Source organism: Pedobacter sp. ASV28 (assembly GCF_016428855.1).
GTDB lineage: Bacteria > Bacteroidota > Bacteroidia > Sphingobacteriales > Sphingobacteriaceae > Pedobacter.
This window is the reverse complement of record NZ_JAELTN010000099.1, coordinates 1-12,327: the sequence shown is the minus strand read 5'-3', so window position 1 is coordinate 12,327 and position 12,327 is coordinate 1. Positions and strand designations below refer to the sequence as shown.

The following is a 12,327-nucleotide window of genomic DNA, read 5'->3' as shown; positions in this document are numbered from 1 at the left end:
CCCCCCCCCCCCCCCCCCCCCCCCCCCCCCCCCCCCCCCCCCCCCCCCCCCCCCCCCCCCCCCCCCCCCCCCCCCCCCCCCCCCCCCCCCCCCCCCCCCCCCCTTTTCAAGCAGAAGACGGCATACGCGATGGTAACGCAGGTCTCGTGGGCTCGGAGATGTGTATAAGAGACAGGGTTTGATTTCACACCAAAAATAAGTTTGATTTCTAACCATAAAAGGGTTTGAAATAATCCAAAAGTTTTCTGATTTACCTATAGTTTTCCGCTCAGCACCATTCTAACTTTAATCTATCAGTTAACAAGCTATGAAAAAGGAAAACATATTGACCATAGTTACTGCAATCCTTGCGGTACTTTTCTTTTATGCAGCATTCTCTAAGCTGATCGACTATGACAAGTCTTTTAGCCAAATGAGGAACCAAGTATTTTCCCCATTTTTTGCTTCGATTTTTACCTGGCTAATACCAACAATCGAAATAGTGCTAATGCTGGGCTTGTTATTTCAAAGGACCCGCCATAGTGCATTGAAAGCCTCGTTGATTCTGCTGATAGTCTTCACCTTATACATTGCCATAGTAATGACAGGAGTTTTTGGCCGGGTACCATGCAGTTGTGGCGGGATTTTAGAAAATATGAGCTATGGAACCCATTTGGTTTTTAATCTGTTCTTCATTGCCTTGGCCACGTTTGGGCTACTAATAGAAAACAATAAATGGTCTAACATTTTAAGAAAGGAGCATTACAATCAATTTAGCTGAAAACCCTGAAACAGGACAAAAAGCCTCTCCTGAAACTTACAACCGAACCCTTTAATTTGATAACGAAATTAGGCTTCCAGGATTTCAATATCGTATCGGTTCTACCGGAAAACTTAAAAGATAGAGCCTTAAACAAAACTGACATGAAAAAAGTATTTAACACCTTGAAAAGCGTTAACAAGTTTGCGCTAGTTGGCATTTTATCTGTAGCATTTGCTACTATGGCCTTTAAAGCTCCTGCCAAAAAAACCACAAGTACCCAATATGGCAGAACCTCATCAGGTTGGGTTTTGGTCAACGATGATGAGTTTGAATGCAACCTTCAAAACGAAGAAATATGCAAGGCATATTTTCTGAACGACCCAAATGGCCCTAATCCACAAATGGACAATACTGCCCCTATTGTAAGGGACGGGCTATACGTACCAATCCAGCCATAAAAAAGAATGGGTGCCATTGGGGCACCCATTTCTATTTAGATTTAGTTTTTAGTTTCGGGGATTTTGTTCAATTCCCCCCAATTGGATTTCTTGAACGGGAATTGGCAGGGTATATCTCAAATCACCGGCGGGTAACAAGTATGCTTTGCTCCCAATCGTTCTGGTCAGGTCTTTAGCAAGATTACTTTCCAGATTGTACCTGCGCAAGTCGCTCCATCTCGTATCCCTTGCTACAAGCTCTTTCCTTCTTTCCAACATAATTATTTTGAGAGCTTCTTCTTTGTTCGGTGCCGTAAGGGCAACAAAGCTACCTGTTTTCCATCTGTTTTTTAATAGATCGTTTAAGGTATTCATTGCTGACTGGAAGTCGCCGTTCCTCGCCTCACATTCGGACTTTATCAAATAGGCTTCGTTGGTGGAAAGCCCTCCAAATTGTGAGGCAGACCCCGTATAGTTTCCCTTGAACTGATAGATGCTGTTTCCACGATCTCGGTAATAAAGGGCCTTTCTTAGGTCATTCTGTGAATAAGACTGATACAGGTTCAAATCTACCCCAGTCTGCGCAGAGCTTAGGTAGCCATAGGTAATCATCGACGAGTAATACAAAACTTCATCGTTACTGTTAGGCAATGCGATCGGAAAGGGCCTTGTGGAAGTTGTACTCAATGAATTGTAGTTTATAAGGCCGTTAGCGTTTTTAATACACTCTTGGGCATATAATTGCGCATTGGGATAATCACCCATCATCAGATAAGCCTTGGCAAGCAATAGATTTGCAGATGCGACTTTTGGCCGTGTTTTATAAGAAACATTTATTGGCAACAATTTAACGGCTTCGGTTAAATCGGCTAAAATCTGCTGGTATGCATCAAAAAGATTGCCTCTGGTCGATTTGATATTTACATCGGAAGAAAGCCTTATTGGAATGCCCAAAGTATTTTTTGCCCTGGCATTACTATAAGGTTGTGCAAAGAGCTGGGCAAGGTTATAAAAGGCAAACGACCTGTTAAATAATGCGGTACCTTTGATTTCTTTCCATCGTTTTTCATTTCCAGCATCCAGTTTGACTTTTTGCAGGCCTTCAAGCACTACATTGCAATAAAATACCTGCAAATAAGGAACTGACCAATCATTGATTGCACGTCCTTCGTACAGGTCTTCCATTGGTGCCCATATATAACCGTTCCTTTCCATTGGGGTTACCAATCCGTTATATCCGCTCTCCGTAATGGTAAAATCGTCGGCACTTATAAATGACAATGCAGGAGAGATATTCATTACCTGATTGTTGTCCAAAAGTGCCTGAAAATCATCTAGTGTTTTTGGCACCAACAATGATTTATCGGGGCTTTCTTCTAAAAATTCCTTTCTGCATGAGCTGTTCAAAAACGATATGAACAGGAATGCAATGATTAGTATTTCTTTGTTATGTCTCATAATATTATTTGATTAGAAGTCGATTTTTAAACCTGCTGATAGAGTTCTTGCTGGCGGGCCAAACTGATAATCCGGATCAATCCCTGATTTGGTAGCTCTCCACAATATCCCAATGTTATTTCCATACAGATAGACTTTGATACCCGAAAATGGAAGCCTTTTGTTTTTAGCTTTTAAAAAATCATAGCTAAGGGTAATGTCCTGAAGCCTGATATGATCGCCCTTTTCTACAAGGATTTCAGCGTATTGATAAAAACTTTCCCGATTGTTGTTGATTGTGCTTGGCAAGGAAGGCACATAGGTGTTTTGCTCGTCGCCCGCTTTCTGCCAACGCAATGAAAAGTCCCCATGGCTTCCATATCCGCTTAGCACATTCACATAATTTACGGAGTTCTTTCTAAAGTAATAACCCAGCCTGTAACTGATATTAAAGGATAAAGAGAAGTCCTTCAATGAAAACGTATTTCTCAACGCGCCATAAACAATAGGTCTTGCCGAACCATTGAAAACAAGGTTATCGGGTGTTGTTGTGGCAAAGATTTTTGTGTAGTCATTGCTGGGACTGCCATCAAGAAAACCCCTCGGATCTCCGGTAGCTGGATCAAGTCCGGCCCATTTATAGCTAAACATAGAAAACAATGGCTTGCCCTCCAATGGTACGGCCTGCTGACCGCTATCAAAACTAACATAACTTGCAATACTGCTTTTTGTCACATAATCAGTAACCTCGTCCCTATTATAGCTTAACATCAGGTTAGTGTTCCATTTTAGGCTTCCATCAAGGTTTTTTGAATTGATGGTTAGGTCAAATCCTTTGGTTATGGTGTTGGCAGTGTTTCCGGTAAATGAGGTTATGCCCGATGAGGGCGCGTAAGGTATCGTTCCAATCAGGTCAATCCCTTTCTTTGAATAAAAATCAAAGGTTCCGGTAACTATATTATTTTTTGTTGAAAAATCAAGCCCAATGTTCAGGGTCGTAATTTTCTCCCATCTCAATTCTGGGTTGGGCGGGTTGGTTATCTGTGCATAAGGCAATCGCGTACTTGAAAAGCTTCCATTATTATAATATGCAGTGGTATAAGCCGACAATCCCTTATTTACATTTCCCCCCGACCCATAAGATACTCTTAATTTTAGCAGGGGGAGTATATCAAGATCGTAAAAAAACTCCCTGTTAATGTTCCATGCCAAGCCTGCAGACCATAGCGGGACACCCTTTTGGTTTGTGTTTACGCCAAAGAGATTGCTTTCATCACGCCTGATGCTCCCCGTTAGTATGTATTTCCCGCTATAGATATATGTAGCGTTAAAGAATGCCGACAAGTTCTTGTCTGCCTGCTCGAAGGATGTATTTTTGTATGGAATGGTACCTTGCAGGCCTGCCGTAGAAAACAGATATTTATAGTAATTAATATAGTCTACCGCCTTGCTGGTAGAATGTACATCATCATAGCCATAATCACGGTCAACATTTCCAAATGTTCGCTTCTGCCTAATTTCCAAACCCAACAAGGCGTTTATTTCGTGCCCTTCTCCAAATTTCTTTTGAAAGTCGATTTGGCCCCTCAAATTATGGCTATTGTATTCCGAAATATTTCTGTCGAGAATGCCTCCCATGGGTATGGCATAACTAAAGCTCCCGTCACCATTTGGCTGTGCAAAGGTGTTTTCAAGATCACGGGCAAAGTAGCTTCTTTGACTATATAATGTATGGCCTTTGTTGCTTCCTTTGTTAAATTGATAGATAAGGTTTGCGTTCACTCCTTCAATTATTTTATATCTCAAAGAAGTATTTATCCGATAATCGTTTACAGACAGCGCATTATCGTTGTTGGCAAGCTCGTCTAGCGGATAGAACGTCCAATCCAACAAACCATTTTGTTTAGCTGAAAGCGCAAATTGCTCTCTATAATCATGTATCAACGCCAGCGGGTTACCCAATTCATCTACAAATCGAGCATAAGGGTATATAGGATAACCTGGGGCCATGCTAAGTGATGTAACGCTTAGAGAGTTCAATAAGCCTTTGGTACTTGAAATTGAAATGTCGTTCTTTAATTCAAGTCTGGCGGGAATGATAGAAAGTGCATTGGAGAAATTAAAGGTTATCCTATTGTTTTTGTTCCCAACCAAATTTGACAGCTGGCTGTCATAGCCAAAAGAAAGATAATAACTATTTCTTTTGCTACCCCCATCAAGGCTTAGCGCATATTGCTGGTTCAGGCTATTTCTGTAGAGATACTTTTCAATATCATTTCTTACGTCATAGCCCCGCAGTTTCGTCAGGCTTCTTTCCAATTCGGCATTGTCTATTTTACCATCACGATTTGCGATAAGGAGTTCGACAGCAGGAGTTAACGGCGCATGGCTGGTTGAAGTTTCCCTATTTTGATAAAATCCTTTGAAAAACAGCAGTTTTTCAATATCGATATAATCACTGCTCGACATTTGGGGCTGGTAAAAAACATCTGGCCTGCCACCAATAGTCAGGTTGCTGTTCAGGGAAACCCTCAAAGGGCGTGAATAGTTGCCTTTTTTTGTAGTGATTACTATTACTCCGTTTCCGGCCATGCTACCCCATATAGAGGCCGTGGATGCATCTTTCAGAACTGTTATGCTCTCAATGTCGTTAGGATTGATATTTGAAATATCACCCTGATAGGGGAAATTGTCAAGCACAATTAACGGTTGCGCATTCGAAAATATTGTAGATCGCCCCCGTATACTGATGTCGTTCTGTTTTGACAATACCCCCCTGTTAAAAATCAGTCCAGGCGTTACATCTTCAAGCCTGCTAAGTATATCCTGACTGACCCGCCTGTTGACCAAATCCTTGTTCAGCTGAACGTAAGAGCCTGAAAGCCGTTCGGAACTGACTTTTTGGTAGCCTGTAGATATTGTAACTTCCTGAAGACTTGATTGTGATTTAGCAAGGCCGATATTGCCTGATCTCTTAATTTCAGAAACAGGCTTTAAGACCCTGTTGTATCCAATAAACGAAATTTCAATTGTATCAATCAGGCTGGTTGCCTTAAAACTAAAAGTGCCATCTTGATTGGCTATAAATACTGCACCCGTTTTCCTTAGTTTTAATGTTGCTCCCCCCAGCGGATTATGTGTTTCTGCATCTGTAACCCTGCCGTTGATTGTTTCCTGTGAAAGGCAAACATTTACGATCAGGCTTAGACAGAAGAAAAATAAAGTTCTTTTCATGTCAATGGTTGTTAGTTTGTTTTGTCTTTTATTATGAGCATATCCAATTCAATATCCTTTTCAACAAAAGCCAAATCATATTTTTTTAGCGCGTTGTTCAGCGAGGTAACATCAGATAGATTTGCCTCCAAATCAAGGTCAACTTTATTTGAATAATGTGTATCGTCAATAATCGGGAGCGGGTATTTGGAAAGATATTTGATGCTCAATTGCACAATCAGATAACTTATAAAAGCGTTCTTGGCAACAAATGATGTAGGAGTAACTTCTCCCATTGATTTACCGCCCGTCGTACCGATTTTGTCATCGAGAGAAGTCCTTACAAGTGCCAAGCATCTGACCTTTTGTTTCTCCATTCTGGCCTCGTATTTGGGAAACATCCTGCTAAGGTCGGCCTGCATGATTTTAAACGCTTGCTTCGCTTGTTCTGGCGGTACGATTAGCTCGTAGCAATAGGTATTTTGGGGTTGCCAATCCAAAAAACGCTTGCCTGAATATGGATTGTATATGGATAACGTGTCTTTTACATTAAATACCACCCTGTTTAAGGGAATGTAACTTTTGTCCTCCTGATAGGCAATCCTGAACAGGTATGAAATGGATTTGTTCCAACAGGATATTTTTCTTGGCCTGTATGAACCAATATCAATAGGATCGTAAGAATATCCCCCTGATATGCCCGAAGAGAAACCTGTTAAAAGCGAATGCGAAATGAGGTTTTTACCGTCGCCACCGTTACCGTTTATCAAAAATGGTTTCTTTTCGTCGTAGGCAATTTTCAGGTCGGCCTTTTTGGTCAGGCTTCCGACATTATTTAGAGCTTTGTTAATCCCTTCTGCGTTTATCTCATTGAAGTCGGTAATGGCCTTTACAAAACCCTTTTGATCAATCCAAACATAATGGGGCAGAAAAACATGGGGAAATAGTTTATTGAGTTTTGTATCGTTTGTAACTACTGGCAGTATATATTTCCTTTTGCTTTGTTTTTCCAGTTTTTCCAAAAATGGCATGGCTTCCTTTTCGCTCTGGTAGGTAACTGAAAGGAACTGTACCTTATCTCCAAATTGCCTTTGCAGGCTGTCCATTTTTGGCAACATGGCTATGCAGGGACTGCACCATGTGGCCCAAAAATCAATTATCAGGAGCTTGCCCTTAAAGTCTGATATTTTTGCGCTGTTGCTTTTAAAATTGTGGATTGAATTTATGGATATGTCGGGTACTGGCTGGCCGATCTGTAGCCCTGTAGCTGTTATATCTACGGCCTTGTTTGCCTGTCCATCGACGGTAAAGTTCAGGCAAAGCATAGCCCATACGATATAAATCGTTGTTTTTTTCACTTGATAAGATTTAGGTTAAATAATTGGTTAGAAGAAAAAAAGCAAACGGCAACTTGGCTTATTATTAACTAACCTGGTGTTGCCGTTGCTGTCTAACCAGCCCTATTCTGGATGACAGATGACTAGGCTAATAAGGATTATGAAAAGCCCTGAAAGGACACTAACATTATGTTGTTGATATTTAAATTTTGAAATAGGAGATATAGTCCAGGATTTGCTCCTAAATAAAGTACTTCTATAAAGTACTAAACGTTTACATATTTTGCACAACCCTCTCATTACGGCTACTCCAATAATGAGCCTCAGGATTTTGCTAGACCTAACTTGTGAAAACAATAGGGCCGGGAACTTGCAAAGTCTAATGTACACGGGCTCTGGTAAGCCCACCTTTGCGTAAGCAAAGGCTCCACCACTAAACATAAGCAAGCCCCGACCCTATAGTTATATAGGGGACGGTGCTATACTTACTCTCGCGTGGAAATTTACCAGATTTGTGTAGCGAGGCTCGTAAACCGAACATAAAATAATCACAAAATATGTTCAGTAAAGTTATTTGTTTTTTCTTATAATCTTTTTCTATTTAAAAAATTAAGCAATAATAATTGTACTGTGAAAGTCCTATAGACACTTCAGATCAAATATAATAAAATAATTACACATAGTAACAATTTAATACGATAGGTAACTTTTTTCTTCAACAAGCAAATATCTAGTGACTTTTATAGTCAAAGTTAATACACATGGCAGATTGGAAAAATAGAGAAAAGTCGGATACAGAAATATTTGCTCCCATTAAGCGGTTATTTGAAAACCATGCAATCAAAAGAATGTATGAAATTAATGATTTGCATTCAGGAAAAATTGCATCAGCATTGGGGATGAACAAAGGTCGATATGCTCTTAAACTAGCGAACCCGGAAACCTTTCTTGTTTTTGAACTTTTACGATTTTCCTATATAATTAACATTGATCCAAAACTTGTAATAGACGTAATACAAAACGAAAAAGAGGTAATTGAAAAAATAGAAAAGAGAATAGATAAGAATGCGAACAAGAAATAATTAAAACAGAAACACTGCGACATACCTAATGTTTTGAATACGGATTTAAAACTTAAAAATAAATGTGACCATCAGTTTTGGATATGGCTTTTATTATGAAAAATTAAATCTTTAAGTATCTGAAAGAGGAATAACTCTACGATTGTGGAGGCGATTTTTACATATCTTTGCTTAGATTAAAATAAGTTCTTGACAAGATAATTATAGAAAATACATGACAACTGGCAACATGACAACCGGCACTAAAATAAAGGTGCTTCGAGAAAAAAGGAATTGGGGGCAAGAGGTAATAGCAGAAAAGTTAGGCATTACCCAACCTGCAGTTTCTAAGCTCGAAAGTGATAGTAGCAATTTATCATTGAAACAGGCCGATAAGTTGGGCGAGTTATTTGGAGTTGATCCTGGTTATTTTTTTCCCAGTAATTCAAATACCTTCATTAACCATTCTCAAAGTGTAAACCAGGTAAATGGCGTAAACAATAATACCGATCCCGAAATCGTCGAAGCAATTTACAGGAAACAACAAGATGTTAAAGACGAACTGCTCCATGAAAGGTTCATAAGAAATAATGAACTAAAGGAACAAAATAATGAGCTTAAAGCACAGCTTGCCAAGCTCCAAAAGGAACTTGACGACTATAAGAAGAAAATCAAGTAATAATCTTTAATATTAAAATTAAATCAAAAATGCCACTTAATAAGTGTTTTTTTTTGTACGGCAGTTTTACTTTTTGGGATCATATAATATAACCAATAGTAATATTCGCATAACCAGCGGTTATATTCTTAATCGGGCCGCATAAATGTTACAGAAAACTATAACAAATAAGTATATTTGACATTGAGAGCGTTAATTGGTGGGGGCAAGTCATCTGACTTCCCTCACTTTTTTATTCGTCTCTTATTTTTCTCTTTACAGATAAATATAAATATCAAATTAACTCGTCTCCACTTATGTGGGTAAATATTGTTGCCTATGTCTATTTCTTTAGATGTTTCTAAATTCAAAAAGATTTCCATATCAGATATAAAAGAAGGCCATTATATTGTTAACCTTGGCCCGGTAATAGAAGCCGAGAACATGGAAACACATTATAATCTTATAATTTACCGTATGGCGGAAAAACAGGTTATCAAGTTTGAAAATGATACGGTTTTAGTCACTGTATAACCAACAGCAAAGGTCGAGAGCCTTAGTAGATAGAGGATAGTCTTGGCACTGTCCCCTAAATTTTATCAAAAAATAACTGAAAGACTTATCGGATATACTGATCTATATATTGACAAAAATCTACAGGTTATGCAATCTTTAACAGGTTTAAAAGTGGCTGTGTTTCTGTTTTGTGGTTTTGTTAGCCTTTTCGCTTTAATAATGGCCTTGGAGCAATGGAGAAAAGAACAATTGGAAGAAATAGAACAAGAGAGGCGATTGCTGAAAGATCATCTATTAAAAATGGGCATTGCTATCGAAGCAATTTCGGTTTAGAGGTAAATTCCTCAATTTTACATACCACGATGACTTATTATGGATGTTTTCCTTTTTCAAATGCTTCGCCTATCATTTGAATAAGGGTAAGCCTTAACCTATCTAAGGTATCTTTATTTGCTAAGTCTATACCACAGAAAAGGCCCTTTTCCTTTTTTGCATTATACACAAGTTGATAGATACCTCCAATTAACAAACCAATACGTAATCTTATATCAACATTTGTCCCAGCAAATTCTTCGATACTAAGTTCCATGAATTTACCACCTATGCGCTCTCGCTCTTCGTTAATTGCCAACAGAAGGGGGTTATCTTCACTAAGATGCCATAATAGGATTTTTTGCATTTCTTTGTCGGTCGAAAAATTTTCCAACTGACCAACTAAAAGCGTTTGCACTAATTCCCTGGCACTCTCTTTATTATATTTATTTACCAGCTGATCTGCCTGATCACGAAAAGACATATAATAGTCTTTTCTTTTGATGTAAGTTTCAACTAGGTTATCGAAATTGCCAAAACAGTCATATAGTGTTTTCCTATTTACTTTCGCGCGTTCAGCAACATTCTTAATTTTAAGACCTGCATAACCTTTTTCTTTTATTATCTCCCCTACAGCGTCAAGAATTTTTTGACTGGTGCGCTCTTTGCTTTTTATTGGCCCATCGTATTTCCTAGAACAATTGTTCATTTTGTTTACATTTCCCCTTTTAAAAGTGCAAATTATGGGTGAAATATTCAAATTTACCTTTGAAGAAAAAATTGCAAAAAGACTTACTTTCTTCTACCGATATAGTATATGAACAATAACCAAATGCCTGCACCAACATAGAAGCCGGGAAAAAGATTTTTCATAGAGATAGCGGTTAAGAAAGCTCCCGTTGCAACAATGCAGGTAAAAATGAAAAAAACTAGAGTTCTCATAATAATCGAATTTAATGTTTTTAATTAATAAATGAACTGCATGGCTTTAAAAGAAAGCCATGCAAGAATATTAAGCAACGTAACTTAAAGCCAAATCTTCATTTAAAAGTTTAATCACGTTCCCCTGAACCTCGTCAACAATGCTCCAATCTTTATCTATATAAATATCTGTAGTTTTTCTTCCCTGATCTACATGGTTTAAAGCTAGTGCCACATCATCTTTACTCATTCTACATTTATTTCTAGCTAGATTACCAACAGTATGGCGCGCCCAATAATAAGTAATTCCACTAACTGAAATAAGTTTACATACCTCTCTCATTCCCAAGCACAGTGCTTTATTAAGCCCTCCAATTGTGGCATACCTTACTGCCAATTTCCCAAGATACTTTTCAAGTATTGGCCTCGCATCATCTACAAGTTTAACACTAATGAAAGCATTATCCTTTCTTTTATCCCGGGTTTTTGACCTTTTATAGTCCAGCCTTTTAAACTTAATGTTTGATGTATCTATTTGATAAAGATCTGATGCATTTATTCCGCACATATAGAATGAAAGCATAAATAAATCTCTTGCAAGTTCAGCCCTACTATTAGGCTCTGGTTTGCAGTCTCGAATTAACCTAAGCGTTTCTATATCAAGGCTTCTTTTTCTTGTTTCTGGTGCTTCACCTACTTTATAATCTTCAAAAGGATAATGTTCGATTTTGATAATCCCTAAGCTCTTTTTATTATATTTTTTCCGAGCATGATTGAACAGGCTTCTTAAATCGCGCATATAGTTGTGGATAGCAGAATCCGTCAGAGGGTTTTGAACAGTAGTAACAGGCTTCCCAAATTGGTTATACCTGATCATCGTCCTCTCCTGGCGCAGAAAATCTTCCCATTCAAACAGCATATCCAAATTTATTTCTTCAATAAGTACTACTTTTCTTTCAAAAAAATCTACCAGGCTATTTCTAACTGTATTAAAGTTTGAGGCGCTTTTATTCTTTTTTGCCTTTTTCAAGCCACCGATAAAATCGTCACAGAATTTTATGAAATCAATATCTTCATCTGTCTGCGTTAAATAACTTTTTAGATCGTCAGGGCTAAATAATCTTAGTCGTGAACCCAGTTTACTTATAGCAAGCCGATATTCGTCTAGCTCCTTTACAACAAGAGATTTAATAAAAGGGTCTTTTATTAGAAATTCACCTTTATTTTCAGGATGTGGTTTCATCTGCTTCTCGCATAAATAGTGCGAAGTGTCAATTAATCTCTTTTGCTCTTTGTGATAGACCCTGATCTTCACATTACAAGTACCGTCCTTTTTTAGGTGATGGACATAGATTTTTGCATCTAAAGTTGCCATAATCAAACGTTAAAAAATATAGTTTACGGATACCGGAAGCCCTACATAAACGGATATTTCTGTGACGTATTTGTGACGGTTTTTCGTCAAGTTTGACATTTTTTGATGTAAAACCTAACCAAAATACTGTTGGAAAAAATGGGATGGGAATTAGGGCTTTCCTGATTTGGAAATAAAAAAACCCCATCCTAATAGCTAGAAATGGGGTTTTTAAGTGATTTTCATCTCTGAAAATCTTTGCTCCCGAAGCTGGGCTCGAACCAGCGACCCTCTGATTAACAGTCAGATGCTCTAACCGGCTGAGCTATTCGGGAGTAC

The 12,327-nt window shown here is 38.4% G+C and carries 12 protein-coding genes and 1 tRNA gene; 6 read left to right on the top strand and 7 right to left on the bottom strand.

All coding sequences use genetic code 11. The annotated features are described in order from the left end of the window. Positions 1 to 216 (bottom strand): hypothetical protein (locus JHD79_RS21660; protein WP_199121449.1); only part of this gene is annotated, 216 nt, incomplete at its 3' end. A gap of 91 nt (positions 217 to 307) precedes the next feature. Here JHD79_RS21660 and JHD79_RS21655 point away from each other — a divergent pair. Both JHD79_RS21655 and JHD79_RS21650 read left to right on the top strand, forming a co-directional pair. After that, a complete protein-coding gene (locus tag JHD79_RS21655) occupies positions 308 to 760 on the top strand; it encodes a MauE/DoxX family redox-associated membrane protein (protein WP_199121448.1) in 453 nt (150 codons plus the stop codon). 143 nt (positions 761 to 903) lie between these two features. Then, on the top strand, positions 904 to 1,200 hold the full coding sequence (locus JHD79_RS21650; protein ID WP_199121447.1) for a hypothetical protein: 297 nt from the start codon (positions 904 to 906) through the stop codon (positions 1,198 to 1,200). Between the two features lie 48 nt (positions 1,201 to 1,248). Here JHD79_RS21650 and JHD79_RS21645 read toward each other — a convergent pair whose 3' ends face one another. The 3 genes from JHD79_RS21645 to JHD79_RS21635 are packed head-to-tail and all read right to left on the bottom strand — an operon-like array spanning position 1,249 to position 7,187. Then, positions 1,249 to 2,637, bottom strand: a complete 1,389-nt coding sequence (locus tag JHD79_RS21645; protein WP_199121446.1) for a RagB/SusD family nutrient uptake outer membrane protein — start codon at positions 2,635 to 2,637, stop codon at positions 1,249 to 1,251. Between the two features lie 12 nt (positions 2,638 to 2,649). Then, positions 2,650 to 5,850, bottom strand: a complete 3,201-nt coding sequence (locus JHD79_RS21640; protein ID WP_199121445.1) for a SusC/RagA family TonB-linked outer membrane protein — start codon at positions 5,848 to 5,850, stop codon at positions 2,650 to 2,652. An 11-nt stretch (positions 5,851 to 5,861) separates the two neighbouring features. Next, a complete protein-coding gene (locus JHD79_RS21635; RefSeq protein ID WP_199121444.1) occupies positions 5,862 to 7,187 on the bottom strand; it encodes a TlpA disulfide reductase family protein in 1,326 nt (441 codons plus the stop codon). A 740-nt stretch (positions 7,188 to 7,927) separates the two neighbouring features. On the opposite strand from JHD79_RS21635, the gene JHD79_RS21630 reads away from it, so the two are divergent. From JHD79_RS21630 to JHD79_RS21615, 4 genes are all read left to right on the top strand, one after another. Then, the gene (locus tag JHD79_RS21630; RefSeq protein WP_199121443.1) at positions 7,928 to 8,248 is read left to right on the top strand and encodes a hypothetical protein; all 321 of its coding nucleotides are present in this window, start codon (positions 7,928 to 7,930) and stop codon (positions 8,246 to 8,248) included. Positions 8,249 to 8,462: 214 nt separating this feature from the next. After that, a complete protein-coding gene (locus JHD79_RS21625) occupies positions 8,463 to 8,906 on the top strand; it encodes a helix-turn-helix domain-containing protein (protein ID WP_199121442.1) in 444 nt (147 codons plus the stop codon). A 318-nt stretch (positions 8,907 to 9,224) separates the two neighbouring features. Continuing rightward, the gene (locus tag JHD79_RS21620) at positions 9,225 to 9,419 is read left to right on the top strand and encodes a hypothetical protein (RefSeq protein ID WP_199121441.1); all 195 of its coding nucleotides are present in this window, start codon (positions 9,225 to 9,227) and stop codon (positions 9,417 to 9,419) included. A gap of 129 nt (positions 9,420 to 9,548) precedes the next feature. After that, a complete protein-coding gene (locus tag JHD79_RS21615; RefSeq protein WP_199121440.1) occupies positions 9,549 to 9,734 on the top strand; it encodes a hypothetical protein in 186 nt (61 codons plus the stop codon). Positions 9,735 to 9,771: 37 nt separating this feature from the next. Here JHD79_RS21615 and JHD79_RS21610 read toward each other — a convergent pair whose 3' ends face one another. The 3 genes from JHD79_RS21610 to JHD79_RS21600 all read right to left on the bottom strand — a co-directional run bounded on the left by JHD79_RS21610 (position 9,772) and on the right by JHD79_RS21600 (position 12,323). Continuing rightward, on the bottom strand, positions 9,772 to 10,422 hold the full coding sequence (locus JHD79_RS21610) for a TetR/AcrR family transcriptional regulator (protein WP_199121439.1): 651 nt from the start codon (positions 10,420 to 10,422) through the stop codon (positions 9,772 to 9,774). A 303-nt stretch (positions 10,423 to 10,725) separates the two neighbouring features. Next, positions 10,726 to 12,009: a phage integrase SAM-like domain-containing protein gene (locus tag JHD79_RS21605; protein ID WP_199121438.1), complete on the bottom strand. Its 1,284-nt coding sequence runs from the start codon at positions 12,007 to 12,009 to the stop codon at positions 10,726 to 10,728. A 240-nt stretch (positions 12,010 to 12,249) separates the two neighbouring features. Beyond that, positions 12,250 to 12,323 (bottom strand) — tRNA-Asn (locus tag JHD79_RS21600). Between the last annotated feature and the right edge of the window lie 4 nt (positions 12,324 to 12,327).

Excerpts from the sequence above, each read along its gene's own strand:
- JHD79_RS21615 (WP_199121440.1), top strand. The coding sequence starts at position 9,549 with ATGCAATCTTTAACAGGTTTAAAAGTGGCTGTGTTTCTGTTTTGTGGT.
- JHD79_RS21655 (WP_199121448.1), top strand. The coding sequence starts at position 308 with ATGAAAAAGGAAAACATATTGACCATAGTTACTGCAATCCTTGCGGTA.
- JHD79_RS21610 (WP_199121439.1), bottom strand. The coding sequence starts at position 10,422 with ATGAACAATTGTTCTAGGAAATACGATGGGCCAATAAAAAGCAAAGAG.
- JHD79_RS21645 (WP_199121446.1), bottom strand. The coding sequence starts at position 2,637 with ATGAGACATAACAAAGAAATACTAATCATTGCATTCCTGTTCATATCG.
- JHD79_RS21650 (WP_199121447.1), top strand. The coding sequence starts at position 904 with ATGAAAAAAGTATTTAACACCTTGAAAAGCGTTAACAAGTTTGCGCTA.
- JHD79_RS21620 (WP_199121441.1), top strand. The coding sequence starts at position 9,225 with ATGTCTATTTCTTTAGATGTTTCTAAATTCAAAAAGATTTCCATATCA.
- JHD79_RS21625 (WP_199121442.1), top strand. The coding sequence starts at position 8,463 with ATGACAACTGGCAACATGACAACCGGCACTAAAATAAAGGTGCTTCGA.
- JHD79_RS21640 (WP_199121445.1), bottom strand. The coding sequence starts at position 5,850 with ATGAAAAGAACTTTATTTTTCTTCTGTCTAAGCCTGATCGTAAATGTT.
- JHD79_RS21605 (WP_199121438.1), bottom strand. The coding sequence starts at position 12,009 with ATGGCAACTTTAGATGCAAAAATCTATGTCCATCACCTAAAAAAGGAC.
- JHD79_RS21630 (WP_199121443.1), top strand. The coding sequence starts at position 7,928 with ATGGCAGATTGGAAAAATAGAGAAAAGTCGGATACAGAAATATTTGCT.